Source organism: Kitasatospora sp. NPDC091335 (assembly GCF_044757205.1).
Lineage (GTDB): Bacteria > Actinomycetota > Actinomycetes > Streptomycetales > Streptomycetaceae > Kitasatospora.
Genome location: NZ_JBIVUM010000005.1, coordinates 79034 through 104713, shown reverse-complemented (window position 1 = coordinate 104713; position 25680 = coordinate 79034). Strand labels below are relative to the sequence as shown.

Here is a 25680-nt window from a genome sequence, read left to right as displayed (position 1 = left end):
CTCGCCGAGGCTGGGACGGGGGTCCCGCCTCAGATGGGTACGGTGCCGATGTTCGATACGAGCTTTGCGTTCCCGCGTTCGCTGGAGGAGCCCGTCGCCGGTGCCAGGGGCCGCGTCGCCGTGATCGGGGCGGGCATCGCCGGCCTGGTGTGCGCGTACGAGCTGCAGCGCCGCGGGTTCGACGTCGTCGTGTACGAACGGGCGAACCGTCCGGGCGGGCGGGTGCGCACCCACCGGTTCTGGGACGGCACCCACGTGGACCTCGGCGCCATGCGCATCCCCGGCAACCACCACTGCGTGCTGCACTACGTCTCCCGGTTCCGGCTGGCGACCCGCCCGTTCGTCAACGCCAACCCGCGCGCCTACTACCACCTGCGCGGCCGCCGGGTCCGGGTGCAGGACGTGGCCGCGCTGTTCCCCGCGTACGAGCTGCGCCCGGACGAGCGGCGGCCCCCGACGCCGGTGCTGGACCAGCTGCTCGGCTCGGTGTGGTCCACCCTGACCCTCGAACAGCAGCGCCGCACCCTGGAGGGCCACTGGGACGACCCCGCGCTGGAGCGGGCGGCCTCGGTGTCGCTGTGGCAGTTCGTCCACGAGCACCTGTCGCAGGACGCCTGGGAGCTCTTCGGCCACGCCAGCGGCCTCGCCCACTACGAGCAGTCCTCGCTGCTGGAGGTGCTGGTCGACTACTTCGGCCTGTTCCACCGCGGTCAGGTCGAGCTGGTCGACGGGCTGGACGCGCTGGTCCACGCCTTCGTCGCCGCGCTGCGCCCCGGCACGCTCCGGCTCTCCACCCAGGTCGACGAACTGGCGCTGACCACGGACGGCGTCCGGCTGCACGGCCGGCGGATCGGCGCCCGGCTGCACGAGGACGTCGACTACGTGGTGTGCTGCGTCCCTGCGCCCGCGCTCGACCGGATCACCGTCACCCCGGGCCTGCCGCACGCCCAGCAGCACGCCGTCCGCGGCATCAGCTACGCGAGCAGCAGCAAGACCGTCCTGCACCTCACCCGCCGCCGCTGGGAGCTGGAGGACGGCATCCACGGCGGCGGCAGCTTCACCGACCTGCCGATCCAGCAGTGCTGGTACCCGTCCGACAACGCGGTACGCGGCAAGGGCGGGGCCAACGGCAGCCCGGGCCCGCGCTGGACCGCGCGCGACCCGCTGCGCTCGGCCGAGCCGACGGCCCTGCTCGGCGCGTACCTGTGGGGCGCCAACGCCCGCCGCTTCGCCGCGCTGGAGACGGCCGACCGGGACGCGCTGGTGCTGGACTGTCTGGAACGGCTCCACCCGGGTATCACCGGGGACGTGGACGACATCGTGCACTGCAACTGGGACGTGCAGACCGGCATGGGCGGCGGTGCCTTCGCCCATCTGACACCCGGCGAGCACACCCGCTACCTGAGCGTGCTCGGCTCCCCGTACCCGGCGGAGCGGCCGCGGGTCTTCTTCGCCGGCGAGCACCTGTCCGGCGCCCATGCCTGGTGCCAGGGCGCGGCGCAGTCCGCCCTGAGCGCGGTCGGCGCGGTGCTCGACCGGGCCGGGCACCCCCGGGTCACCACCCGGGTGGGGGCGGTGTGACGGGCATCGGGGCCGGAGCGGAGCTGGGACGGGCCGAGCTGCTCGCGCCGTTCCGCCCCGGCCGCAGTGAGCAGGTCGGCATGGAGGTCGAATGCGGCCTGGTCGACCCGGCCACCGGGCTGGCCGCCCGCTACTCCGGCGAGCGCGGCGTGCTGGCCGTCCTGGAGGCGGTGCTGGACGGGTGGGGCGGCGAGCGGCAGGAGGACGCCGGGCGGCTGACCGGCGTCCTGCTCCCGGACGGCAGCCAGATCACCCTGGAGCACGGCGGCCAGATCGAGTACTCCTCGGCGCCGGTCCCCTCGGTGGCCAGGGCGGTGGACGACATGCGCGCCGCCCTGGAGCGACTCGCCGAGCTGGTCGGCCGGTTCGGCCTGGCCCTGCTGCCCGGCGCCAACCTGCCCTTCGACCGGCTGGCCGACGTGCGGTGGGTGCCGATGACCCGCGGCGCCATCATGCGGGACTACTTCGCCGGACTGGGCGAGCCCGGCGGCCGGGCCCGGTACGTGATGGCGCTGTCGCTGTCCACCCAGGTCACCCTGGACCACCTCTCCCCCGAGGACCTCGCCCGGAAGCTGCGGATGCAGATGGCCGCCGCCCCCGTGGTCTCCGCACTGCTCGTCAACTCACCGATCCAAGAAGGCAGTTCGAGTAGCGGCCTGCTGTCCCACCGGTGCTGGGCCTGGCTCCGGATGGACCCGCGCAGGGGCGGGGTGCTGCCGCCCGCGCTGCGCCCCGGCGTCACCGCCGAGGAGATCGCCGACTGGGCGCTCGGCCTCCCGCTGATCCACTACCGCACCCCGGACGGCCGCTACCACCGGGCGCCCGACCGCCCCTTCGCCGAGCTGCTCCGGCACGGCTACCCGGACGGCTCGCGGCCGACCCGGGCGCACTGGGCCGCCCACCTCAACCAGATCTGGACCAACACCAGGGTCCGCGGCACCCTGGAGCTGCGCGCCTCCGACGGTCCGCCGTACCCGTTCATCCCGGCCGTCCCCGCGCTCTGGGCCGGGCTCACCTACCACCCCGGGTCCCGGGAGGCCGTCTGGGAGCTGCTCGGCCGCCACACCCTGTCCGACCACCGGGCGGCGCTCGCCGAGCTGCCCGCCCTCGGGCTCGCCACCCGCCTGGGCGGCGAGCCGGTCCGGCCGCTGGCCGCCGAACTGCTCCGGCTGGCCAGGGCCGGTCTGGCCGCCCGGGTGGCGGCGGGCCTGGAACCGCCGCACGTCCTCGGGTACCTGGACCCGCTGGACGAGATCGTCGCCACCGGGCGGACCTTCGCCGAGCAGTGCCGCGAGCGCTGGCACGGCGACCTGCGCCACGACCCGGCCCGCTACGTCGCCGCGTACCGGGTCTGAGCCCGCGGACCGGCCGGGAGCCGCCCGCGCGTCAGCAGACCGTCAGCGCGGTGTCAGCAGTGCGTCAATCCGGGCTCCGGCGGGCGCGGGGCGGCGGAAGCTGGACGGACCGCACCTGCACGCACCGCAGGTCGTCCCGGAGGTGATCCGCATGTCCGTCCTCGCCGCGTTCCATTCCGCCGTCCCCGACGTGCGCCGCCGCGGCCACGACCTGCGCACCGCGTGCGGGCGGGTGCTGGACCGCCTGGCCGCCAGCCCGCTCGACAACCCGGTGCTCGGCGCCATCGGCACACCCCGCCCGGCCGGTCGGCCGAGCAGGGTACCGGCCGGGCTGCGGGCCCACTGGCACCCCGTGACCAGGGAGGACGGCCGCACCGCCCTCGAAGCGGAGTGGCAACCGGAGCACTGACTCCGCGAACGCCCCCGACCCGTCCCGCATCCGCCGGGCGCGGACGGCCGTTCGGCCCAGCGCTCCCCCGGGCGACGGCGGGCCGGGGCCGGAGCGCGCGCCTATGGTGGGCGAATGACCGACCGTCGGCCCGCTCGGCCCCCTCGGACCGCCGTCGCCCGGGCGGGCCACCTCGTCGCCGCCGCCGCCTTCGCCGTCTGCATGGCCGGCACCACCCTGCCGACCCCGCTCTACGGGCTGTACCAGGAGAAGATCGGCTTCTCCGAGCTGACGGTGACGGTCGTGTTCGCGGTGTACGCCTTCGGCGTCATCGGCGTCCTGCTGCTGGTCGGCAACGTCTCCGACGCGGTCGGCCGCCGGCCCGTCCTGCTCTGCGGGCTGGCCTGCTCCGCCGCCAGCGCCGTCGTCTTCCTGGCCGCCGACAGCGTCGCCCTGCTCTGCCTGGGCCGACTGCTGTCCGGACTGTCGGCGGGCCTGTTCACCGGCACCGGGACGGCGTACGTGCTGGAGCTCGCCCCGCCCGGGCGGCGGGCCCGCGCGAGCTTCGTCGCGACCGCCGCCAACATGGGCGGGCTCGGCTGCGGACCGCTGCTGTCGGGCGTGCTCTCGCAGTACGCGCCGCACCCGCTGGTGCTGCCGTTCGCCGTGCACCTGGGGCTGCTCGCCGTCTCGTTCGCGCTCACCCGGCTGCTGCCGGAGACCGTCGCCGGGGCCCGTCCGCTGCGCACGGCCAGACCCGTCCGGCCGTCCCTGCCGCCGGAGGTCCGCCGGGTGTTCGTGCCGGCCGGAGTCGCCGCCTTCGCCGGCTTCTCCCTGCTGGGCCTGTTCACCTCGGTCAGCCCGGCCTTCCTCGCCGTCGACCTGGGCGTCCACAACCGCGCGGTGGTCGGCCTGGTGGTCTTCACCGCGTTCTTCGCCTCCACCCTCGGCCAGCTCCTGGTGCCCAGGCTCGGCACCGCCAGGGCGATCCCGCTGGGCTGCCTGGTGCTGATCGCCGGAATGGCCCTGCTGGCCTCCTCGCTCGCCTGGGAGGTCCTGCCACCGCTGGTGCTCAGCGCCCTGGCGGGCGGCGCCGGGCAGGGCATGGGCCTGCGCGGGGCGGTGGGCGAGGTGGCCGCGGCCGCTCCCGCCGAGCACCGCGGCGGCGCGCTCTCGGCGCTCTTCGTGGTCGCCTACTTCGGCATCTCGATCCCGGTCATCGGGGTGGGCCTGCTCACCGGCCCGCTCGGACTGGCCCACGCCGGCCTGGTCTTCGCCGGCTGCATGGCCGTGCTCGCCGCCGTCTCCGGGGTCTACCTGCTGCGCCAGGCGCGCACCTTGAACTGAGCGCCGCGCTCCGTCCGCACGAGCCCCCCGGGCCCTCCCGCACGCCCGCACGCGGTTGCCGCCGGGGCCGGGTGCCGATAGACACGGTCACAGCACCGCCCTTGACGGCACTGGGCGCGACAGCACTGGGCGTGACATCCGGAGGTCCCCGCCATGAGCGTGACGAATCGGTACCGGGACGCCTGGGAGGGCTTCTGGCGCGACGCGCCCGAGGAGCCGGGCTCGGTGATCTGGGACGCGGCGCCGGCCCTCAGCGCCGAGCGCCACCTGACGCTCTTCCGCCCCCACCTGGCCGACCCCACACTGCCCGTCGTCGACCTGGGCTGCGGCAACGGCACCCAGACCCGCTTCCTCGCCGAGCACTTCCCCCTCGTCCTCGGGGTCGACCTGTCCGCAGCCGCCCTCGACCGCGCCCGGCGCGGCGACCCGGCCGGGCGGGCCGAGTTCACCCGGTTGGACGCCACCGACGCCGAGGCCGTCCGGGCCCTCCACCACCGCCTCGGCGACGCCAACGTGTACGTGCGCGGGGTGATCCACCAGAGCGATCCGGCCGACCGGCCGGCGGTGGCCGAGGCCGTCGCCACCCTGCTCGGGGTCCGCGGCAGGGCCTTCGTGTTCGAGCTCTCCGAGGCGGCCAAGGAGGTCCTGACCGGCCTGGCCCGCGGCGCGGACGGACCGCCGCCGAAGCTGCGCCCGGTGTTCTCCCACGGACTGACCCCCGCCGAGGTGGCCGACGCGGCCTTCCCCGAGTTGTTCCGCGCCGCCGGCCTGACCGTCCTCGCCACCGGCGACCTGCCGCTGGCCACCACGGAGACCGCCCCCGACGGCACCCGGATCGACCTGCCCGCGCACTGGCTGGTGGCAGGCCCGGCCTGAACCCGGCGGGGCCTCCTCCCACGCCGGCCCGGCTGACGCCACGTCGGTTTCCGGCCATCCTCCCGGCCCCGCCCCTTCGGGACGGGCGGCACCGGCGAGCCCGCCGTGCCCGGTCACCGCTGGTCAGGCCCACACCCCTCGCGTACGCCAAATCCCCCTCACCGCAGGTCTCCTGGCGCGTTCACGGGCCGGAGCAACGACGGTGGTCGAATGATCGGACCCGTCGTGTTCTGCTGGACCTCGCCCGACACAGGAGTCTGATACATGGGATCCTCCACGGCCGAGGAATCGTCCGTACCCGCGGAGTCCGGCCCACCCGCGACACCGGCCCCGGCCACGACCTCGGGCCAGGTCCCGCCCCCGGCTCCGGTCCCGGAGTCCGTGCCGCTGCGCCGGCACCGCCCCCTGCTGCTGCTGGTCACGGAGCAGATGACGAGTTCGGTGGGGCGCCAGGTCACCGCGCTGGCGCTGCCGCTGCTGGCCATCGCCCATCTGCACGCGGGCCCGCTGGGCTCCTCGGCGCTGATGGCGATGACCTACCTGCCCGGCGTCCTGCTCAGCCCGCTGATCGGCGTCGCCGTCGACCGGGCCCGGCTGCGGCGGATGCTGGTGGCCGTCTCCTGGTTGCAGGTCCCCGCCGTCGGCAGCGTGCCGCTCGCGGCCGCGCTGGACGGTCTGACCTGGCCGCACCTGTTCGCCGCGGCGGCCGCCTCCGGGGCGCTGGGCTCCTCCCAGAGCATCGCCCTGCAGTCCTGCCTGCCCCGCGTGGTACCCACCGGACGCCTGCTGCCGGCCAACTCCTCGCTCACCGGCGCCAGGACCGTCGGCCTGATCGGCGGACCGGCGCTCGGCGGCATCCTGATCGGCGTGGTCGACCCGGCCCCGGCACTGCTGGTCGAGTGCGCCGCCTACCTCGTCGGCGGGGCCCTGTTCCTCGCGCTGCCGGCCGCGCTGAACCGGCCGGCGCAGGAGCCTGGCGGCGGTGCGCGGTCCCGCGTCGAGGCCCTGCGGGAGGGCCTCGCGGTCATCCGGCGCGAGACCCTGCTGCGCCGCCAGGCCCTCGCCGCGGCCGGGCTCAACCTGGGCGGCGGGGCCGGCGGCGGCCTGTTCGTCCTGTACGCCGACCGGGAGCTGCACCTGCTCCCGTGGCAGCTCGGCGCGGTCTACGCCGGGTACGCCGTCGGCATGGGCACCGGTGTGCTCGTCGCGACCTCCGTCACCCGGGCGCTGGGGATGGCCCGGGCCATCCGGCTGTGCGCCGTGAGCGCGGGGGCCGCTCTCTTCCTCATCCCCGCGGCCTCCCTGGGGGCGGCCTTCCCGGTGCTGGTCCTGTACCAGCTGCTGTTCGGGCTGCTGGCGACGGTGTGGTCGATCGCCATGACCACCGGACGTCAGCTGGTCACCCCCGCCCACCTGCTGGGCCGCGTCAACGCCTTCCTCCAGGCCGTCCTGACCGCCACCCTGCCCGTCGGCGCCTTCGTCGGCGGGTGGCTCGCCTCCCGGGTCGGCATCGTGCCGGTGCTGGTCGGTGCGGCGGCCGTCGCCCTGGCGGGCGCGAGCAGTCTCTGGTTCCCGCGCGACATGCTCGCCGGGATCGAGCGGGCCGCGCAGCCGTCCTGAGGCCCCGGCGCCGGAGAACGGTCGTTCCGGTAGTGAGAACGGCCGTTCCAGGAACGGGGGTTCTCAGGCCCGGCCGAGGACCCGGTCGACGGTGATCTCGATGACCACCCGGTCCGGGTTGACCCGCGGCTCCCGGTAGCGCTCGGTGTAGCGGCGCTCCGCCTCGGCGACCTGCCCCGGCTCGTCGCGGACGACCGCCACGCCCTCCAGGGTCGACCAGCGCGCCCGGTCCACCTGGCAGACCGCGACCCGCTGCCCCTGGGGCCCGGCCTCGGCGACGTTGCGGGCCTTGCGGCTGGTGCGGCTGGTGATGACCCGGGCGGTGCCCGTCTCCGGCTGGTACGTCACGCCGACCGGCACCACGTGCGGGGTGCCGTCCGGGCGGGTGGTGGTCAGCGTGGAGATGTGCCGCTCCTGCCAGAAGGAGAGGAAGGAGTCGTCGAGGTCGCGCGGGTCGTGGGCCATGACCGGGATGGTACGGCCCCGGGGGAACGGTCGTTCCCCCGGGGCCGTACGGGCGGGCGTCAGTGCCCGCGGGCGATCCACTCCGGCAGCGCCGGGGCCTCGGCCCCGATGGTGGTCGGGTCACCGTGGCCGGTGCGCACCACGGTCTCGGCCGGGAGCGTCAGCAACCGCTCGCGGATCGAGTCGATGATGGTCGGGAAGTGCGAGAACGACCGGCCGGTGGCACCCGGGCCGCCGTGGAACAGGGTGTCGCCGGTGAAGACGGTGCCCAGCGCGGGCGCGTACAGGCAGACCGCGCCGGGCGCGTGGCCCGGGGTGTGCAGCACGGTCAGCTCGATGCCGGCCACCTCGATCCGCTGACCGTCGGCCAGCTCGCCGTCCGGGAGCCGCTCGGGGTGGGTGAGCTTCCAGAGCGGCAGGTCGTCGGGGTGCAGCAGGATCGGCGCACCGGTGCGGGCGGCGAGGGCCGGGGCCGCGTCGATGTGGTCGTTGTGCGCGTGGGTGGAGACGATCGCCACCAGCCGGCGCCCGCCGAGCGCGGCCTCGATGGCCTCGGCGTCGTGCGCGGCGTCGATCACCACCGCCTCCTCGTCGTTCCCGACGATCCAGACGTTGTTCTCCACCTCCCAGCTGCCGCCGTCGAGTTCGAAGGTCCCGGCGGTGACCAGCCGGTCGACGCGCCCGCTCACAGGACCACCACCGAACGGAGGACGTCGCCGTGGTGCATGCGCTCGAAGGCCTGCTCCACCTGGTCGAGCTCGATGGTCTCGGTGACGAAGGCACCGAGGTCCAGGCGGCCCTGGCGGTAGAGGTCGATCAGCATCGGGAAGTCCCGCGAGGGCAGGCAGTCGCCGTACCAGGAGGACTTCAGCGCGCCGCCGCGGCCGAAGACGTCGAGCAGCGGCAGCTCCAGGGTCATCTCCGGGGTCGGCACGCCGACCAGGACGACGGTGCCGGCCAGGTCGCGGGCGTAGAAGGCCTGCTTGTAGGTCTCCGGCCGGCCGACCGCCTCGACCACCACGTCCGCGCCGTTGCCTCCGGTCAGCTCGCGGATCGCCTCGACCGCATCGGTGGTACGGGAGTTGACGGTGTGGGTGGCGCCCAGCTTGCGGGCGGTCTCCAGCTTGCGGTCGTCGATGTCCACCGCGATGATCTTCGACGCGCCCGCCAGCCGGGAGCCCATCACGGCCGCGCCGCCGACGCCGCCGCAGCCGATGACGGCGACCGAGTCGCCCCGGCCGACGTTGCCGGTGTTGATCGCGGCGCCGAGGCCCGCCATCACGCCGCAGCCCAGCAGGCCCGCGACGGCCGGCTCGGCGGCCGGGTCCACCTTGGTGCACTGGCCGGCCGCGACCAGGGTCTTCTCGGCGAACGCGCCGATGCCCAGCGCCGGGGACAGCTCGGTGCCGTCCAGCAGCGTCATCTTCTGCTTGGCGTTGTGGGTGGCGAAGCAGTACTGCGGGCGGCCCCGCTTGCACGCGCGGCACTGGCCGCACACCGCACGCCAGTTGAGGACCACGAAGTCGCCGGGCTCGACCTCGGTGACGCCCTCGCCGACCGACTCCACGATGCCCGCGGCCTCGTGGCCGAGCAGGAACGGGAACTCGTCGTTGATGCCGCCCTCCCGGTAGTGGAGGTCGGTGTGGCAGACGCCGCAGGCCTGGATCCGGACCACCGCCTCACCCGGGCCGGGGTCGGGCACCACGATCGTGGTCACCTCCACGGGCGCGCCCTTGGCGCGCGCGATCACTGCCTTGACCTGCTGGGGCATCCGATTCCACCTCCGTCTGCCGGTGCGGCTCTGCACCCGGCGTGACCTGCGAAGAAAAACTGCGAGAAGACCTGCCCACGAAGCGTAACGCCCACCCGGCCGGCCACCGGCGGAGCCCCGTGGGGCGCCCGTCCCGATCCGGTGTGATACGGCGCGCCACACCTGCCGCCGACAGGTCCGCCCCCCTGTGACGGGCTCACGAGGCCTCCTGTGGCAAGTGCCACCCGAGTACCCGTCGAGGGCTCGGAGACAGCCGGGCGCGCTGGTGGCGACAGGGGCGCACAGGTGGCGCTGAGCGCCCGTCAGTGCGCCTCGAAGTGCCCGGAAAGCACCGGCGTTGGCTGGAAGTGCCGCAGACGGGCGCCCCGCCGCCCACGTACGGTCGTAGCAGAGACGGTCCACGCGACCACGCTCAGCACACCCGCCCCATCAGACGGCGCGCGACCGTGCGCCGTCCGCGCCGGGTGCGTACCGACCGTGCGCCCCCGCACATTTCGCGCCATTCCCCGTAGGAGCCCGACCGACCCCCCGGCCCGTGTCGAGCCGCCAGCCGGCCGCATCACCCGTCCCCCGCACCATCCCCGGATCCACCCCCCGTCGGGCCGCGCCCCGCGGCCCACCGCCCTGGAGTCTGGAGTACGGATGTCCACCGAGAACAGTGCGACCAGTGCCGGCACCGCCCCGCTCCCCCCGCTGCACTGCATGCGCAAGCTCGAACCCGGCCCGCCCCGCCTGGCCGCGCTGCCCACCGGCACCCCGGTCTGGCTGGTCAGCCGGCACGCGGACGTGCGGCAGGTGCTGACCGACCCGCGCCTGGGCCGCGCCCCGCTCTACGCGCCGGACGCCCCGCCGATCACGGTCACGCCCAACATCCTCGACGACCCGCAGAGCATGCTGAACATCGACGGCACCGAGCACCAGCGGCTGCGCCGCACCGTGCAGCGGGCCTTCACCCCGCGCGCGATCGAGCGCTGGCGGCCCTGGGTGGCCTCGGTGATCGAGTCGCTGATCGACGAGCTGATCGACCAGGGCTCCCCCGCCGACATCATCGCCGGCTACTCCCGCCCGCTGCCGGTCGCGGTGATCAGCCGGCTGATGGGCCTGGACAACCTGGACAGCAAGCGGCTCGCGCACTGGAGCGACCACGCGCTCTCCACCACCGCGTTCTCCGCCGAGGCGATCGTCACCGCGATGACCGAGTTCGCCGCCTTCGGCGCCGAGGTGATCGCCGAGCGCCGGGCCGCCCCCGGCGAGGACCTGGTCAGCAGCCTGCTCTCGGCCGCCGCCGAGGACGGCTCGATCGCCGAGGGCCAGCTGGTCGCACTGGTCATCGGCCTGGTCGTGGCCGGACACGAGACCACCATGACCAGCCTCGGCAACGCCCTGGTCTACCTGCTCCAGGACGGCCGCGAGGCCTGGCAGCGACTCTCCTCCGACGAGGCCAGCGCCGCCGCCGCGACCGAGCAGCTGCTGCGCGCCGTGCCGCTCGGCGACGCCCAGGAGCACATGCCCGGGCTGATGCGCCGCACCGTCGAGGACGTCGAGATCGGCGGCGTGGTCATCCCGGCCGGCAGCGTGGTCGCCGCCGACGCCTCCGCCGCCAACCAGGACCCGGCGGTGTTCACCGAGGACCTGCGCACCGAGCTGTTCTCCCCGTTGGCCGCCCCCATGCTCACCTTCGGCGCCGGGCCGCACCACTGCCTGGGCGCCTGGCTGGCCCGGATGGAGCTGGAGCTCGCCCTGCACCGGCTGGCCCGGCGGCTGCCCTCCCTGCGGCTGGCCGACGCGGTCGAGCAGATCGACTGGCGGCGCGGCCTGCTGACCCGTAGCCCGAACTCGCTGCGGGTGACCTGGTGACCGGCCGCGCGGACACCGACCCGGTGGTCGTCCGGGTCGACCAGGACCGCTGCATCGGCTCCGGGATGTGCGCCATCAGCGCCCCCGACTCGCTGGCCCTCGGCGCCGACGGGCTGGCCGCCCCGCTGGCCGAATACGCCGACGGTGGAGCGGAGTTGACGGACGGCCTGAGCGACGCGGTGGACTTCTGCCCGGTCGAGGCGCTCAGCCTCCACTCGGCCCGCGGCGGCTACCGGATCGCCCCCGCGGACTGAGCCCGCCCGGGTGGCTCCCGCCGCGGTCGTCGCGACGGGAGCCACCGGGAGGCACCGGGAGCCACCGAATGATCGATGAGCCAGGCTGATGGGTCGATGAGCTTATCGATCTTGTTCGACCCGTCCGCCGGCTGGTGAGCTGGCCGCATGACAGACGCGGAAACCCTCGCCCCACCCACCGGTCCACCCGGTGCCCACCGCTGGTCCCCGGTCCTCGCCGTGGCACTCGCCACCTTCACCGTGGTGTCCTCCGAGATGATGCCGGTCGGCCTGCTCACCCCGATGTCCCACAGCCTCGGGGTCACCGACGGGGTCGCCGGGCTCTCCCTCACCATCACCGGCCTGATCGCCGCCGTCCTCTCAATCTTCGCCCCGCGGCTCGTCGGCCCACGCGACCGCAGGACCGTCCTGGTCGCCTTCATGCTGCTGCTCGCCCTGGCCGACGCGGTGACCGCACTGGCACCGGACTTCGCGGTGCTGTCCGCCGGCCGCGTCCTGCTCGGCGCCGCCATGGGCATCGTCTGGGGCCTCGCCGCCGGCGTCGGCCCCCGTCTCGCCGACGGCCCGCGCGTCGCGCTCGCGATGACGCTGATCTTCTCCGGCGTCTCCATCGCCTCGGTGCTCGGCATCCCGCTGGGCGCCTACCTGGCCGCACTGCTCGACTGGCGCGCCGCGTTCTGGGCGCTCGCCCTGCTCGGTGTCGTCTCCGCCGCCGTCCTCGCCGTCACCCTGCCCGCACTGCCGGTGCACGAGCGCGGACGGCCCGGCGGGCCGGGCGGCGCCCCGCGCCACCGGGGCGTCGCCGCCGGGATCGCGATCACCGCCTTCGTCGTGCTCGGCCACTTCGCCGGCTACACCTACGTCCGCCCGGTCCTCGAAGCCGGCGCGGGCCTGAGCGGCGGCGTGATCGCCGCCTGCCTGCTGGTGTACGGACTCGCGGGCGTCGCCGGGAACTTCACCCTCGGCCCGCTGTCCGGGCGCCGCCCGAGGACCGCCGTCGCCGTCGCCCTCGCGGGGGTCACGCTGGCCGCCGTCCTGCTCCCGTACGCCACCGGCGGAGTCGTCACCGTGCTGCTCGTCCTGGTCCTCTGGGGCGTCTCGTACGGCGGGGTGTCGGTCTCCACCCAGACCTGGGTCCGCATCGCGGACCCGGCCGGGATCGAGGCCTCGGCGGCGGTCTGGGCGGGCGTGTTCAACGCGAGCATCGCGCTCGGTTCCCTCGCCGGCGGGCTGGTGGTCGACCGGGCCGGGAACCACGCCGTCCTGTTCACCGCGGCCGGGCTGGCGGCGGTCGGGCTGCTGATCGCCCTGTTCGCCAGGCCCGACGCCCGACCGGCAGCATGACCGGCGGCCCGGCCGGCTGCTCGACCGGCCGGTGTCACCGGGGGCTCAGTCGACGTGTCCGGCCAGCAGCTCCACGAACCCGGCCGCCATCGGATGCGGCCGCCGCTCGTTCGCGACCACCTCCAGCGTGGTCGGCTCCAGCTCCGGCACCGGCAGGAAACGGATGTCCGGCCGCTGGACGTACGTCGTGCTGCGCTCGCACAGCAGCAGCCCCCGGCGGGTGCCGGCCACCATCGACAGCCCCTCCTGGATGGTGGCCGCACCCGCCGCGTACGTCAGTTCGCGCCCGCCCGTCGTCCGCCGGGGCGCGTTCACCTGCCGCCAGTACTCGGGCGCCGGGCCACTCGGCCCGACCAGCGGCAGCGCGGCCAGGTCCTCGGCGCTCACCCCGTCCGCACCGTCCGCCCCGTCCATCCCGACCGGGCGCTGCGCGGCGGAGACCGCCACCCACACCGGCTGCCGGGAGAACTCCATCAGCACCTCCAGCCCCGGTTCCCGGCACGGACCGAGCACGATGGCCAGGTCGACCTCGCCCCGGGCGAGGTGCGAGAACGGGTCCGCCCACGGCAGTTCGACCAGCCGCGCCGACCCCTCCGGCAGGCCCGCGATCACCCGGGCGACCGGCTCGTACACCGCGCACTGGAAGCCCAGCCGAAGCGGCCTCGCCGTCGCGGCCCCGGCCCGGGCGGCGTCGTAGCCCTCCCTGAGCCGCTCGAAGGCGGGCACCACCTGTCCGGCCAGCGCCCGTCCCAGCTCCGTCGGCTCGACCCGGCGGCTGGTGCGTCGGAACAACGGCGCGCCGACCCGGTTCTCCAGGCGCTTGATCAGCTGGGAGACCCGCCCCTGCGAGAGGCCCAGGCGCTCCGCCGTCCGCCCGAAGTGCAGCTGGTGGACGAGGACGGAGAAGCACTCCAGCTCCTGCAGGGGAAGTTCGGGCAGGACGGGGGCCGGTGTCGGTCGTTCCACCTCGGCAGTCTACGCCCGCCGGTCACTCGGGCCGCAGGCCAGCACGGCGCGCAGCTCGGCGGCCGGATCGCCCTCGTGGTAGGGGCGTTCGCTCGGCTCGATGTGGTCCAGGAACTCCTGGTAGCGCAGGGCGTAGGACAGGTGGTACAGCGGCTCGGCGAGTTCGAGCGCGCGCCGCGGGTCGCAGCCGGGGGCGTGCCGTCGCCAGGCCTCCGTCCAGACCCGGGCATGGTGCTGCCAGGCCTCCGGGGCGAGGTAGGCGCGCGGGCGCAGCCCGTCCAGGGCGGGGTGGCCGAGGCAGGAGTCGGCGTAGTCGACGACCACCGCGTTCGCGCCGTCGGAGCGCCAGTTGCCGGGGTGGAAGTCGCCGTGCAGCAGCGTCTCGGGCAGGCCGCAGGCGGCGAGCCGCTCCAGCAGCCCGGACAGGCCGGCCGCGAAGGCGCCCAAGCGGTCCAGTTCCCCGGGCGTCAGGCCGGTCTCCGCGGCACGCCGGTCCAGCAGGGTCGTCAGCTGGGCCGCCAGGGTGCGGGGGGTGCGGTCGCGCAGGGCGGCCAGGTCGCCCCGGCGGTCGGCGAGCGCCGCCTGGGCGGCGACCAGGCGGGGGACGACGTCGGCGACGGTGCCGGCGGACGGGCTCCAGCAGTCCTCGCCGGGGACGTGGTCGAGCAGCAGCCGCCCACCGGCGGGGTCGGCGGCGAGGACGGTCGGGACGAGCCCGCGGTCGACGCCGCCGAGCAGCGCGATGACCTCACCCTCAAGGGCGTTGAACGTGGGCGTCGTGGTCTTCAGCCAGGCGTCGGCGCCGGTGGCGGTGGGGAGGCGGAGGAGACCGGAGAGGTTCCAGGTGCGGATCTGCCGCGCGGGCCCGGCCAACGGGCGCCCGGCGGCCGCGAGTTCGGCCTCCGCCCAGGCCAGCGCCTCGCCCAGGCCTCGCGGCGTGGCCCAGGCGGCGCGGCGCTCGGCGGGGCCGAGCAGCGCGGCCGTGTCACCGTCCAGGGGGCGGGAGCCGAGCGCGGCCGGCCGGCGCAGCGCCTCCGCGTGGTAGCGCACCCACCCGCCGTGGCCGGGCTCCTCGCTGTGCCCGTCGACCAGCCGCGTCACCAGCACCGGCACCCCGGCCGCCTCCGCCGCCCGCGCGACCACCCCGTCCACGGAGGACCACCAGCCGACCTCCACCTCGTAGGGGCCCAGCAGCCCGAAGTACTCGTCGCCGAAGGTGAGATCGACCGTCACGGTCCGACTGCTCGCTCGCTGCATCCGAGCAGCTTCACCCACCGGGGCGGGCACATGCCAACGCTTTTCCGACCGCGTCCGGTGCGGTGACCGTCGACCGGGCACGGGGGCGCCGAGGTGCCCGGCCCCGGGGCGAGGGCGAGCAGGTCCTGCTGCCGCCCCCGCCCTGAGGCCCGCGCCCCACGTCAGCCGATCGCCACCGCCGTGCCCGAGACGCGCACCCGGGTGTCCTCCGCCCGCAGTTCGACCCGCAGGACGCCCGGACGGCCCAGGTCCTCGCCCTGGTGCAGCGTCAGCACCGCCGGGGCCGCCACCGCGCCGAGGTCGCGCAGGTAGGCGCCGAAGGCGGCCGCGGCGGCGCCGGTGGCCGGGTCCTCGACCACGCCGCCGACCGGGAACGGGTCGCGGACGTGGAAGACCTCGGGGGCCTCCCGCCAGGCGAGTTGGAGGGTGGTCAGGTCGCGGGCGCGCATGTGGGCGGCGAGGCCGTCGAAGTCGTAGTCGAGCCTGGCCAGCCGCCCGCGGGTGGCGACCGGCAGCACCAGGTGGCGGGCGCCCGCGTAGGCGATCCGGGGCGGCAGCGCCGGGTCGAGGTCGGCGGCGGACCAGCCGAGCAGCGCGAGCGCCTCCTCGACGTCGGCCGCCGGCACCTCCTCGACCTTCGGCTCCACGCTGGTGAGGGTGGCACGCAGCAGCCCGTCGGCGCCGCGCTCGACCTCGACCGGGACGTCCCCGGCCGCGGTCGCGAAGACGTACCGCCCCGGCCGGGTGTGCTCGGCCACGGCGACGGCGGCGCCGACCGTGGCGTGCCCGCAGAACGGCACCTCGGCGAGCGGGCTGAAGTACCGTACGCGGTAGGCCCCTTCGGCCGGTCCCGCGGTCAGGAAGGCGGTCTCGGAGTACCCGACCTCGGCGGCGATGGCGAGCATCCGCTCGTCGCTCAGCCCGGTGGCGTCGAGCACCACGCCGGCCGGGTTGCCGCCCTCGGGGCGGGTGGCGAAGGCGGCGTAGCGGAGGATCTCGGGGGTGCTGTCGTCGGTCATGACCGGACGAACGTGTTCCGGGCGGCCGCTGTTCCCGCGTCCCCGAGCTCCCGGGCTCCCGGGTTCCCGGGCGGCCGGGGCCTTCAGTCCGTCGACGGGCTGCTCGGCATCGGCTTCGCCGTCCACCCGGAGAGCGGGCACGACCTGGTGCTGACCGTCTCGCACGGCGGGCACGGCCTGTTCGACGCCGTGACCGGCTTCAAGCCGGCCCGTGACCACGACCCCGCCGAGCACCCGGACGGCGGCGACCTCTCCTGCCCCGGCCTCGGCCAGGTCACGGACGTGCGCATCCCGGTGGCCGGGCTGTGGGGCGGCGGACTGCACACCGGCGCCGAGGGCGGCTGGCGCATCGAGGTGGTCGCCCCGGAGTGGCCGCACCACCGGGTGCTGCTCGCCGGCGGCCGGGGGCCGTGGCAGGGCGAGCACGGGGAGAGCTGGTGGCTGGTCCTCGACTCCGGCCGGTCCACCTTCCGCGCGGCCGGCTTCTCGCCGACCGGCCGGACCCTCGCGGTGGCCACCAGCAGCGACCTCTCGCCCTGGACCCGGGGGTGGGGCGCGCCCCGGTGTCGCGGCCCCGGCGGAGATCCGCCGGGCAGGCCCCGGCCCTTCCGGATGCGGATGGCGCGCCCAGAGCCGATCCTGGCGGCGAGGCGTGCCCGACCGGAGGAAGGACTCAAACGTGAGTGCACTCGACTTCGAGATCGTCGACAGCCCCGACAGCTCGCTCAACAAGACCTCCGTGCTGGTCACGGGGCCGCACGACGCGCTGCTGGTGGACGCCGGATTCACCCGCTCGGACGGCCGCCGTCTGGTCGAACGGGTCCGGGCGAGCGGCAAGCGGCTGACCACCGTCTTCGTCAGCCACGGCGACCCGGACTTCTACTTCGGCGCCCAGGAGGTACAGGACGCCTTCCCGCAGGCCCGCTTCCTGGCCACCGCCTCGACCGTCGAGCACATCCAGGAGACGTACGAGGCCAAGCTGGGCGCCTGGGCGCACCTGGGCCCGGAGCTGCCCACCCGGCTGGTGCGGCCCGAGGTGCTGCACGGGGACGAGCTGGTCTTCGAGGGCCACCGCTTCGAGCTGCGCGGCGCCGACTTCCACCTGCCGGACCGCCACTACCTCTGGCAGCAGCACCACCGCGCCGTACTGGGCGGGGTGCTGCTCTTCGAGGGCCTGCACGTGTGGACCGCCGACACCCCCACCTCCGCCCAACGGGCCGCCTGGATCGACCTGCTGGACGGCATCGAGGCGCTCCACCCGACCTGGGTGGCGGCCGGCCACCGGATCGCCGGCGCGCCCACCGACCTGAACGCCGTCGACCACACCCGCGCCTACCTGCGGGCCTTCGAGACGGAGATCGGCCGGGCCGGCGACGCGGCCGCCGCCAGGGAGGCGCTGGAGCGGCGGTTCCCGAAGCTGGGACTGCGGATCGCGGTGGACATCGGCACCAAGGTCGCCCTGGGCGAGATGGCCTGGGGGTGAGCGGGCGGTGATCGAGATCCCCAGGGACGTCGCCGAGTTCGCCGAGTCGACCGTCCCCGCCGACGTGGTGCGGCGCCAGTACCTGGCCTCCGCCAGGGGCGACCTGGCCGCGCTGCGCGCCACGCTGGCCGAGGACGTCGAGTGGACCGAGATGGCTGGCTTCCCGCTGGCCGGCACCTACCGGACCCCGAAGGGCGTCACCGCCAACGTGATGGAGCGGCTGGCCGCCGAGTGGGACAACTGGACGGCGCACGACGACACCTACGTGGTGGACGGCGAGACCGTGGTGGTGCTGGGCCGCTACACGGCCGTCCACCGGGCCACCGGGAAGCCGCTCGCGGTCCGGGTCGCCCACCGCTTCACCGTGCGGGGCGGCCGGATCGTGCGCTTCGAGCAGTTCACCGACACCGCGCTGGTCAGGGAGGCGATGACCGCCTGAGGCCTCGGGTTCACTCGTACGGGCGAGCGCGGCACGGCGCGCCAGGTGCGCTCTCGACAGGCCACCCGAACGGAGGCAGGCTGGCCCCGATCACGGTCGGAGAGCGAGGAGTCGAGCATGGCGGGCACGGACACCGGGACGACCGGAGCGGGCGGCACGAGCGGCGGGCGGGAGCGCCCGGTCGTCATCGTCGGGGCGTCCCTGGGCGGCGCCAAGGCCGCCGAGGCGCTGCGCGAGGCCGGGTACCGGGGCGGCATCGTCCTGATCGGTGAAGAGCACGAGCGCCCGTACGAACGGCCGCCGCTGTCCAAGGGCTACCTCCAGGGCAAGACGCCCCGGGAGAAGATCTACGTCCACCCGCCGCAGTGGTACGCCGAGCACGACGTCACGCTGCGGCTGGGCACGGCGGTCGCCGCGATCGACCCGGCCGGGCACGCCGTGACGCTCGCGGACGACGGCCGGGTGGAGTACGCCAAGCTGCTGCTGACCACCGGCTCGGTGCCGCGCCGGCTGCCGGTGCCGGGCGCGGACCAGGACGGGGTGCTCTACCTGCGCCGGGTCGAGGACAGCGACGCGATCAGGGCCGCGCTGCGGCCGGGCGCCCGGATCGCCGTGATCGGCGCGGGCTGGATCGGCCTGGAGGTGGCGGCCGCGGCCCGCGAGGCCGGCGCCGAGGTGACGGTGCTGGAGGCGCTGGAGCTGCCGTTGCTGCGGGTGCTCGGCCGGGAGGTCGCCCAGGTCTTCGCCGACCTGCACCGGGAGCACGGCGTGGACCTGCGCTTCGGCGCCAGGGTGGCCGCGCTGACCGGCGAGGGCGGCACGGTGAACGGGGTGGAGCTCGCCGACGGCACGACGGTGGCCGCCGACGCGGTGGTGGTCGGCATCGGCATCTCCCCCGCCACCGGCCTCGCCGAGGCGGCCGGTCTCGACGTCGACAACGGCATCAAGACCGACCGGCACCTGCGCACCTCGGACCCGGACGTCTACGCGGCCGGCGACGTCGCCAACGCCTACCACCCGCTGTTCGGCAAGCACGTCAGGGTCGAGCACTGGGCCAACGCGCTCAACCAGCCGCAGACCGCCGCCCGCGCGCTGCTCGGGCAGCCGGACGCGGTGTACGACCGGGTTCCCTATTTCTTCACGGACCAGTACGACCTCGGCATGGAGTACGTCGGCTACGTCGAACCGGACGGCTACGACCAGGTGGTGTTCCGCGGCGACCCGGCCACCCGCGAGTTCATCGCGTTCTGGCTGTCCGGCGGCCGGGTGCTCGCCGGGATGAACGTCAACGTCTGGGACGTCACCGACCCGATCCGCGAACTGGTGCGCTCGGGGCGGGTGGTGGACACCAAGGCGCTGGCCGACCCGGACGTGCCGCTCGACGCGCTGTAGCGGCCTCAGCCCACCGGGACGCCGGGGTTCACCAGGCCCCGGCCCCCGGTGACGGTGTTGCCCGCGCCGATCGTCACCGGGCACGTCGCCGGGTCGTGGTTGGTCACGTCGATCGCGTACCGGTCGGGCCCGGTGGCGCCGGTGAGGTCGGAGCGGTTGCCCCGGAAGACGGTGCCGCAGCCCCAGCCCGGCTGGACGCCGTGGGTCTGGTAGCCGTCGTCGGTGGTGCGCCTGCCGGTGTTGTTCTCGACGACGTAGCCGTTGCCCTTCACGTCGATCCAGGAGTCGTCGTGGTTGCGGCCGGTGAGGCCGTCGCCGTCGAAGGTGTTGCCGGAGACCAGGCCGCCGGTGGTGCCCTCCTTGAGGTCCACGTTCTCGCCGCCGATGTTCGGGCCGAAGGTGTTGCCGGTGATCCGCACGAAGTCGCTGCGGTCGGAGAGGGTGTTGGCGGTGCCGACGTAGACGCCCTCGCCCATGCCGTCCCGGCTGAGGCCGGTGTCGTGGACGCGCGAGTCGCGCAGCGTGCCGTGGGCGCTGGAGTTGCGGAAGTGCACGCCCTCCATGGTGGTGTGGTGGACCGTCACGCCGTCGAGCAGCACGTATTCGGCGGCGTCGGCCATGATGCCCTTCTGGGCGCCGGTGACGGTGAGGCCCTGGACGGTCCAGTAGCCCGCGCCGTTGAGGTGGAGGCCGTAGCCGCCGCCGGTGGGAGTGGTGAGGACGGCGTTCGCGGAGCCGGTGAGGGTGATCCTGGCGGTGGCGGTGCCGGGGGTGGTGGCCTTGAAGTTGCCGGAGTAGGTGCCGTCGGCGAGCTGGATGGTCTGGCCGGGCACGGCGGCGGCGAGCGCGGCCTGGAGCTGCTTGGCGGTACCGACCTTGACCACGGGCGGGGCGGCGGCGCCGGCGGCCGGGGCGGCGGAGCCGAGGGTGAGGGCGGCGAGGGTGGTGAGCGCGGCGAGGACGGCGGGGCGCTTGGTCACGGACGGTGCTCCTTGCGGTGGTCGGGGCCGGCGCCGGGGTGGCGGGAGGCCGACGGTGACAGGAACATGCCGCCGTCCAGAGTGGACTGGACCGTTCCGGGGCGTCAAGAGCGCCTCGTCCGCGTGATACTGGAGCCCTGGGGGGAGTCGCGGACAGGGAGGCGGCGATGGGCGGTACGGCCGGGTTCGCCGTGGTGGTGTTCGGTGCCCTGGGCGGCGTGGTCGCCTACCTCGCCGGGGCGGTCGGGCTGCGCGAACTGCGGCGGCTGCGCCGGGTCGGCGTCCCGGTGCGGGCACTGGTGCGCTCCCGCGCCCTGGCCCCGGAGGACATCGCGCTGCCGCCGCGGCCCCTGCTCCAGTTCGAGACCGAGGACGGCCGGGTGGTCGAGGTCTTCTCCCCCGTCCCGTCCACCACCCGCCACCCGCTGCCGGACGGCGGCTTCGTGCCGGTCCGCTACGACCCGGCGGACCCTCGGCAGGTGCTGGTGGACGGCCGGGAGCGGGCAGCGCTGGAGTACGGGTTCCTCGCGCTCGGGGTGCTGGTGGTGCTCGGCGCGATCACCCTCGGCGCCACGGTGCTCTGACGCTCCGAGCGCCCCGGCCGGACGGGCCGGACGGGCCGGACGGGCCGCACGCGTCGGCGAGCGGCCCGCCCGGCGTGCTCAGGCGGAGGCGGCGGTGGTCGCGGCCGACGTCGCCGCGATGACGGCGGCCATGGTGAGCTGCATGGTCCGCATCGCCTGGCGGACGGACTCGGCCGCCCCGTCGCCGGCGGCGATCTCGGCGAAACGCGGCTCGACCTTCCTGCGGGGCAGCTCCGGGAAGGCCAGCCGGTGCAGCCTGGTTCCGTGCAGCACGGCCACCAGGGTGGCGGTGCGCACGTCCGGTTCGACGCCGTGCAGCACGGTCGCGGCCAGCCGCTCGCGCAGTTCGCGCTCCACGCTGCCGTCCGCCTCCGGGTAGCGGCGGACGGGGAAGATGCCCAGCGCGCGGCGGCGCTCCTCGACCACCAGACCGCGCTCGCACAGCCGGCCGACGGCGTCGGCGACCGCCGTGGACCGGTCCTTGGTCAGCCAGTCGGCCGCCTTGGCCCGGCCCGCACGGCGTCCGGCGACCCATGCGTCGAGCCGGGCCAGCCGGCCGTCCAGCAGCGGCTCGCCGGTCGGGGTCCGGTCGGTGACGGTGAGCCGTCCGTCGTCGAGCGCGACCCGTTCGGCCAGCACCAGCTCGGCCAGGATGCCTCCGGTGACGGCCCAGGCTGCGGTGGCGGCGTCCTTCGCCACGCCGGACTCGTCGTCCAGCGAGAGCAGCATCAGCTCCTCGGCGAGGGTGACGTGCATCGGGTGTCCCTTCCGTTCGGTGCCCGCGGATCTCGCTGCCGCGGCGTTCAGGCGCGCAGGGCTTCGACCAGCCGTCGGGCCCTGGTGTCCTCCTCCAGCAACGTCCGGAGCAGCTGTTCGGTGCCCTGACCTGCGACGTCCGCCAGGTAGGCGTCCACCGCGCGCGGGTCCGCGGCCAGCGTGACCTCGCCGGAGTCGAGCGCGGCGCGCGCCCTGGCGTAGCCGAGGCCGAGCCCGGCGAGCAGCTCTCCGACGCCGCTCTCCTCCGCCGACCGCGGCTCCCTGAGGGCCACTTCGTGAACGGCCAGCAGGGCGAGCAGGACGTGCTCGGTGCCGGGCGTGCGGCGGCCGAGGCGTTCGGCCTGGGCGTCGGCCTCCAGTCGGATCCAGGCCGCCGGGCCGCCGGGCCCCGACCGCAGCAGGCGCTTCCAGCGCGGGGCCGGGTGGGCGCGGCGGGCGAGCAGCGCCTCCCGGGTGGGGAGCAGCAGCGGGTCGAGGGCGCCCGGGCCGTCCGGCTCATCCGGCCTGTCCAGCCGGTCCAGCACCGCCTGCGGCGCGACGCCGGCAGCGCGCAGCAGTTCGGCGGCGCGGGTGTCCTCCTCGGCGAGCAGGGCGCGCAGCAGGTGGGCGGCGGTGCAGGCCGGTTCGCCGTCCCGGCGGGCCCGCTCCGTCGCGGCGGTGAGCGCCCGGGCGGCGGACGCGCTCAGCAGCGGGCCGCCCTCGCCGGCGGCGCCGAGCACCTCCCGGGCCGGCACGGCGGCGGCGTGCCCGTCCTCCGCGGTCCAGCGGCCGTCGCGCTCCCCGAGCAGGGCGCGCAGGGTGTCCGCGCCCGCCCCGGCGTCGGCGAGGGCCGCACCGGCGGGGCCTGCCTCCCGGGCCACGGCGAGCAGGAGGTGTTCCGTCCCCCGCAGCCCGCCACCCGGCCCGCCGAGCGCGTGCCAGTCCGGCTCCAGCATGGTCGTCTCCATCGGGCCCCTCCCACGACTGTTGCTTTACTCGAACTGTATGCCCGCTTTCCCCATTCTTGAGAATCATCCGCACGACAAGAACGCGTCAATACGGCACCCTGAGCCGGACGCCGTGCGCGGGCCCCGCTCCCTGTCGGAGCACCCAGGTGCTCGGCACCTCCGGCACGTCCCACCCGGTGACCGGGCGGCCGACTTCGGCGGCCCGATGGCCGGGCCTCTCGGTCCGGGCGGACGGCGCGTGGACGATCACCCACCGGTGCCCGCTCTGCTCGCCCTGCGACGTTCCACCCGCGTCCCCGGGCGGCGCCTGCGCGTCGCGGACTACCGCTCCACCGCGAGGAGTTCGGGTGCCGGTCCGGCCGACAGGTGCCGGCGGGTGCGGCGGTGGGCCGTCTCCATCCTGCGCAGGTCGCGCAGCAGCTCGGGCACCGGGACGGTGAGGACCGGGCAGCCCGCCCGCCGGGCGCAGTAGCCGGGCACCGCGCGCCGCAGCCCGCGGCGCAGCGGGCCGCCGGCGTGGCCGAGCACCAGCAGGTCGTCCGGCCGGTCGGCGACGTGGAGCAGGGCCGGGCCGGTGTCGCCGCGGATCACCACCGGGCGCAGCGGCACACCGGGGTCGGTGCCGCCGAATGCCGCGTCGAGGGCGTCGCGCAGGCGCTGTTCGGCGGCCTCCCTGACGGCCGCGAGCAGCGGCGGGCAGGGCGAGCGCCGGTAGCCGTGTTCGCCGCCGGGCGGCTCCCAGGCGAGCACCGGCACCAGGAGGGCACCGCGGTCGCGGGCCTCGGCGACGCCCCGGTGCAGTGCGGCCAGGCTCGCCAGCGACCCGCTGACCCCGACCACCACCCTGGGCCCGGTCTTCGGACTCCCGTTGCCCTGCATGATCCGTCCTCGTGTGGTCCGCGTTCTCCGTCGTGCTCCACCCAACCGCCGCCACCGGGTCTGACCTGCCCTCCTTGACGGCTTCCTGACGCTCCGGGCCGGGTTCCCAACGCCCTCCATACGCGGCCCGCCCAGCACCCGCGCCACCCGCACCTCACCCGTTCGGCCGATTCAGCGGGCGAAGATCATCACCGGATGGGTGGATGGAGACGGCCCGCCGGGAGCGGCATGCCCGACGGGCGGTTCGATGTCGAACTTTCTAGGGAGCACGGGCTTGTACTACAGCAGCGGCAACTACGAGGCGTTCGCCCGACCGAGGAAGCCGGAGGGGGCCGAACGCAAGCGGGCGTGGTTCGTGGGGTCGGGGCTCGCGGCGCTGGCCGGGGCGGCGTTCCTGGTCAGGGACGGACAGGTGCCCGGCGAGCGGGTCACCGTCCTGGAGCGGCTGAAGCTGGCCGGCGGCGCGCTGGACGGGATCGAGGTGCCCGAGAAGGGCTTCGTGGTCCGCGGCGGACGCGAGCTGGAGGACCACATGGAGTGCCTGTGGGACCTCTTCCGCTCGGTGCCCTCGCTGGAGGTCGAGGGCGCGTCCGTCCTGGACGAGTTCTACTGGCTCAACAAGGACGACCCGAACTTCTCGCTCCAGCGGGTCACCGAGCGCCGCGGCCAGGACGCCCGTACGGACGGCCGGTTCGCGCTCGACGACAGGGCGCAGAAGGACCTGGTCCGCGTCTTCCTCGCCACCCGCGAGGAACTGGAGGGCAAGCGGATCGACGAGGTCTTCTCGCGGAACTTCCTGGACAGCAACTTCTGGCTGTACTGGCGCACCATGTTCGCCTTCGAGGAGTGGCACGGCGCGCTGGAGATGAAGCTCTACCTGCACCGCTTCATCCACCACATCGGCGGGCTGCCGGACCTGTCCGCGCTGAAGTTCACCAAGTACAACCAGTACGAGTCCATGGTCCTGCCGCTGACCCGCTGGCTGATGGGCCAGGGCGTGCGGTTCCGCTACGAGGTCGAGGTCACCGACATCGACTTCGACCTCTCGCCGGCCGCCGACGGCTCCCCCGTTCGCAAGCAGGCCACCCGGATCCACTGGCGGGAGGCCGGCCGGGAGGGCGGTGTGGACCTCGGCCCGGACGACCTGGTGTTCACCACCATCGGCTCGCTGACCGAGAACTCCGACGACGGCGACCAGCACACCCCGGCCCGGCTGGACGAGGGTCCGGCCCCCGCCTGGGACCTGTGGCGCCGAATCGCCGCCAAGGACCCGGCGTTCGGCCGCCCCGAGGTGTTCTGCGGCAACATCGCCGAGAGCAAGTGGGAGTCGGCGACGGTCACCACGCTGGACGCCCGCATCCCGCACCACATCCGGAAGGTGGCCAGGCGCGACCCGTTCGGCGGCGGCGTCGTGACCGGCGGCATCGTCACCGCCCGGGACTCCTCCTGGCTGCTGAGCTGGACGGTCAACCGCCAGCCGCACTTCAAGCAGCAGCCCGCCGACCAGGTCGTCGTCTGGGTCTACTCCTTGTTCGTCGACCGCCCCGGCGACTTCGTGAAGAAGCCGATGCAGGAGTGCACCGGCGAGGAGATCACCCGGGAATGGCTGTACCACCTGGGCGTGCCGGTCGGGGAGATTCCCGAACTGGCCGCGCGGGCCGCCCGTTGCGTGCCGGTGATGATGCCGTACGTGACGTCCTTCTTCCTGCCCAGGCACGCGGGCGACCGGCCGGACGTGGTGCCCGAGGGCGCCGTCAACTTCGCCTTCATCGGCCAGTTCGCGGAGACCACCCGGGACTGCGTCTTCACCACCGAGTACTCGGTGCGCACCGGCATGGAGGCCGTCTACCGGCTGCTCGGGGTCGAGCGCGGCGTGCCCGAGGTGTTCAACTCCACCTACGACGTGCGCAAGCTGCTCGCGGCGACCACCCGGCTCCGGGACGGCGCCGAACTCGACCTGCCGGGGCCCGAGTTCCTGCGCAAGCGACTGCTGCGCCGACTGGAGGCCACCGAGATCGGGGAGCTGATGCAGGAGTTCGGCCTGATCGAGGACGAGCGGAAGTAGCGGTCGGCGAGGGAGGGGGCGGGCCCGCGGGGTC

24 protein-coding genes are annotated in these 25680 nt (G+C 75.0%); 14 read left to right on the top strand and 10 right to left on the bottom strand.

What is annotated here, in order from left to right; translation table 11 throughout:
• Positions 1-48 precede the first annotated feature (48 nt).
• The 6 genes from ACIQOW_RS14265 to ACIQOW_RS14240 all read left to right on the top strand — a co-directional run bounded on the left by ACIQOW_RS14265 (position 49) and on the right by ACIQOW_RS14240 (position 7167).
• The gene (locus tag ACIQOW_RS14265) at positions 49-1581 is read left to right on the top strand and encodes a flavin monoamine oxidase family protein (protein WP_401083938.1); all 1533 of its coding nucleotides are present in this window, start codon (positions 49-51) and stop codon (positions 1579-1581) included.
• Positions 1578-2936: a glutamate-cysteine ligase family protein gene (locus ACIQOW_RS14260; RefSeq protein ID WP_401083936.1), complete on the top strand. Its 1359-nt coding sequence runs from the start codon at positions 1578-1580 to the stop codon at positions 2934-2936. Before ACIQOW_RS14265 ends, ACIQOW_RS14260 begins: the two co-directional genes overlap by 4 nt.
• A 151-nt stretch (positions 2937-3087) precedes the next feature.
• Positions 3088-3345: a hypothetical protein gene (locus tag ACIQOW_RS14255; protein ID WP_401083934.1), complete on the top strand. Its 258-nt coding sequence runs from the start codon at positions 3088-3090 to the stop codon at positions 3343-3345.
• 114 nt (positions 3346-3459) lie between these two features.
• Complete coding sequence (locus ACIQOW_RS14250; RefSeq protein WP_401083933.1) at positions 3460-4671, top strand: MFS transporter; 1212 nt, start codon at positions 3460-3462, stop codon at positions 4669-4671.
• 153 nt (positions 4672-4824) lie between these two features.
• Positions 4825-5547, top strand: a complete 723-nt coding sequence (locus tag ACIQOW_RS14245) for a class I SAM-dependent methyltransferase (RefSeq protein ID WP_401083931.1) — start codon at positions 4825-4827, stop codon at positions 5545-5547.
• Positions 5548-5811: 264 nt separating this feature from the next.
• Positions 5812-7167, top strand: coding sequence for an MFS transporter (locus ACIQOW_RS14240; RefSeq protein ID WP_401083929.1), 1356 nt, complete (start codon positions 5812-5814; stop codon positions 7165-7167).
• A 63-nt stretch (positions 7168-7230) separates the two neighbouring features.
• Here the strand turns inward: ACIQOW_RS14240 and ACIQOW_RS14235 are convergent, their stop codons facing one another.
• The 3 genes from ACIQOW_RS14235 to ACIQOW_RS14225 are packed head-to-tail and all read right to left on the bottom strand — an operon-like array spanning position 7231 to position 9403.
• Complete coding sequence (locus ACIQOW_RS14235) at positions 7231-7632, bottom strand: pyridoxamine 5'-phosphate oxidase family protein (protein ID WP_401083927.1); 402 nt, start codon at positions 7630-7632, stop codon at positions 7231-7233.
• A 59-nt stretch (positions 7633-7691) separates the two neighbouring features.
• On the bottom strand, positions 7692-8321 hold the full coding sequence (locus tag ACIQOW_RS14230) for an MBL fold metallo-hydrolase (protein ID WP_401083925.1): 630 nt from the start codon (positions 8319-8321) through the stop codon (positions 7692-7694).
• Positions 8318-9403, bottom strand: a complete 1086-nt coding sequence (locus ACIQOW_RS14225) for an S-(hydroxymethyl)mycothiol dehydrogenase (protein WP_401083923.1) — start codon at positions 9401-9403, stop codon at positions 8318-8320. Before ACIQOW_RS14225 ends, ACIQOW_RS14230 begins: the two co-directional genes overlap by 4 nt.
• Positions 9404-10045: 642 nt before the next feature.
• Between ACIQOW_RS14225 and ACIQOW_RS14220 the strand changes: the two genes are divergently transcribed.
• The 3 genes from ACIQOW_RS14220 to ACIQOW_RS14210 all read left to right on the top strand — a co-directional run bounded on the left by ACIQOW_RS14220 (position 10046) and on the right by ACIQOW_RS14210 (position 12858).
• Positions 10046-11260, top strand: coding sequence for a cytochrome P450 (locus ACIQOW_RS14220; protein WP_401083921.1), 1215 nt, complete (start codon positions 10046-10048; stop codon positions 11258-11260).
• Entirely contained in the window at positions 11257-11514 is a 258-nt protein-coding gene (locus ACIQOW_RS14215; protein WP_317620079.1) for a ferredoxin, read from the top strand. The genes ACIQOW_RS14220 and ACIQOW_RS14215 overlap by 4 nt, the downstream gene beginning before the upstream one ends.
• A gap of 147 nt (positions 11515-11661) precedes the next feature.
• Positions 11662-12858 (top strand): MFS transporter, encoded by a 1197-nt coding sequence (locus ACIQOW_RS14210; RefSeq protein ID WP_401083919.1) that lies wholly within the window; start codon positions 11662-11664, stop codon positions 12856-12858.
• Positions 12859-12903: 45 nt separating this feature from the next.
• Here the strand turns inward: ACIQOW_RS14210 and ACIQOW_RS14205 are convergent, their stop codons facing one another.
• The 3 genes from ACIQOW_RS14205 to ACIQOW_RS14195 form a co-directional block, all read right to left on the bottom strand.
• The gene (locus ACIQOW_RS14205; protein ID WP_401083917.1) at positions 12904-13824 is read right to left on the bottom strand and encodes a LysR family transcriptional regulator; all 921 of its coding nucleotides are present in this window, start codon (positions 13822-13824) and stop codon (positions 12904-12906) included.
• 9 nt (positions 13825-13833) lie between these two features.
• Positions 13834-15057, bottom strand: a complete 1224-nt coding sequence (locus ACIQOW_RS14200) for an aminoglycoside phosphotransferase family protein (RefSeq protein ID WP_401083916.1) — start codon at positions 15055-15057, stop codon at positions 13834-13836.
• A gap of 185 nt (positions 15058-15242) precedes the next feature.
• Complete coding sequence (locus ACIQOW_RS14195; protein ID WP_401083914.1) at positions 15243-16100, bottom strand: PhzF family phenazine biosynthesis protein; 858 nt, start codon at positions 16098-16100, stop codon at positions 15243-15245.
• Between the two features lie 679 nt (positions 16101-16779).
• Here ACIQOW_RS14195 and ACIQOW_RS14190 point away from each other — a divergent pair.
• The 3 genes from ACIQOW_RS14190 to ACIQOW_RS14180 all read left to right on the top strand — a co-directional run bounded on the left by ACIQOW_RS14190 (position 16780) and on the right by ACIQOW_RS14180 (position 19414).
• Positions 16780-17583 carry an MBL fold metallo-hydrolase gene (locus ACIQOW_RS14190; RefSeq protein WP_401083912.1) on the top strand — a complete coding sequence of 268 codons (804 nt, stop codon included), beginning with the start codon at positions 16780-16782 and terminating at the stop codon, positions 17581-17583.
• Positions 17584-17590: 7 nt separating this feature from the next.
• On the top strand, positions 17591-18022 hold the full coding sequence (locus ACIQOW_RS14185) for a nuclear transport factor 2 family protein (protein WP_401083910.1): 432 nt from the start codon (positions 17591-17593) through the stop codon (positions 18020-18022).
• Positions 18023-18139: 117 nt separating this feature from the next.
• Positions 18140-19414 carry an NAD(P)/FAD-dependent oxidoreductase gene (locus ACIQOW_RS14180; protein ID WP_401083908.1) on the top strand — a complete coding sequence of 425 codons (1275 nt, stop codon included), beginning with the start codon at positions 18140-18142 and terminating at the stop codon, positions 19412-19414.
• A gap of 5 nt (positions 19415-19419) precedes the next feature.
• Here the strand turns inward: ACIQOW_RS14180 and ACIQOW_RS14175 are convergent, their stop codons facing one another.
• Positions 19420-20394, bottom strand: coding sequence for a right-handed parallel beta-helix repeat-containing protein (locus ACIQOW_RS14175; RefSeq protein WP_401083906.1), 975 nt, complete (start codon positions 20392-20394; stop codon positions 19420-19422).
• A gap of 167 nt (positions 20395-20561) precedes the next feature.
• On the opposite strand from ACIQOW_RS14175, the gene ACIQOW_RS14170 reads away from it, so the two are divergent.
• Entirely contained in the window at positions 20562-20978 is a 417-nt protein-coding gene (locus ACIQOW_RS14170; RefSeq protein ID WP_401083904.1) for a DUF3592 domain-containing protein, read from the top strand.
• 78 nt (positions 20979-21056) lie between these two features.
• Here ACIQOW_RS14170 and ACIQOW_RS14165 read toward each other — a convergent pair whose 3' ends face one another.
• The 3 genes from ACIQOW_RS14165 to ACIQOW_RS14155 all read right to left on the bottom strand — a co-directional run bounded on the left by ACIQOW_RS14165 (position 21057) and on the right by ACIQOW_RS14155 (position 23581).
• Complete coding sequence (locus ACIQOW_RS14165; RefSeq protein WP_401083903.1) at positions 21057-21734, bottom strand: GPP34 family phosphoprotein; 678 nt, start codon at positions 21732-21734, stop codon at positions 21057-21059.
• 47 nt (positions 21735-21781) lie between these two features.
• Positions 21782-22702 (bottom strand): Clp protease N-terminal domain-containing protein, encoded by a 921-nt coding sequence (locus tag ACIQOW_RS14160; RefSeq protein ID WP_401083901.1) that lies wholly within the window; start codon positions 22700-22702, stop codon positions 21782-21784.
• Between the two features lie 321 nt (positions 22703-23023).
• On the bottom strand, positions 23024-23581 hold the full coding sequence (locus ACIQOW_RS14155; RefSeq protein WP_401083899.1) for a universal stress protein: 558 nt from the start codon (positions 23579-23581) through the stop codon (positions 23024-23026).
• Positions 23582-23855: 274 nt separating this feature from the next.
• Between ACIQOW_RS14155 and ACIQOW_RS14150 the strand changes: the two genes are divergently transcribed.
• Positions 23856-25646 (top strand): oleate hydratase, encoded by a 1791-nt coding sequence (locus ACIQOW_RS14150; RefSeq protein WP_401083897.1) that lies wholly within the window; start codon positions 23856-23858, stop codon positions 25644-25646.
• The last annotated feature ends 34 nt before the right edge of the window (positions 25647-25680 follow it).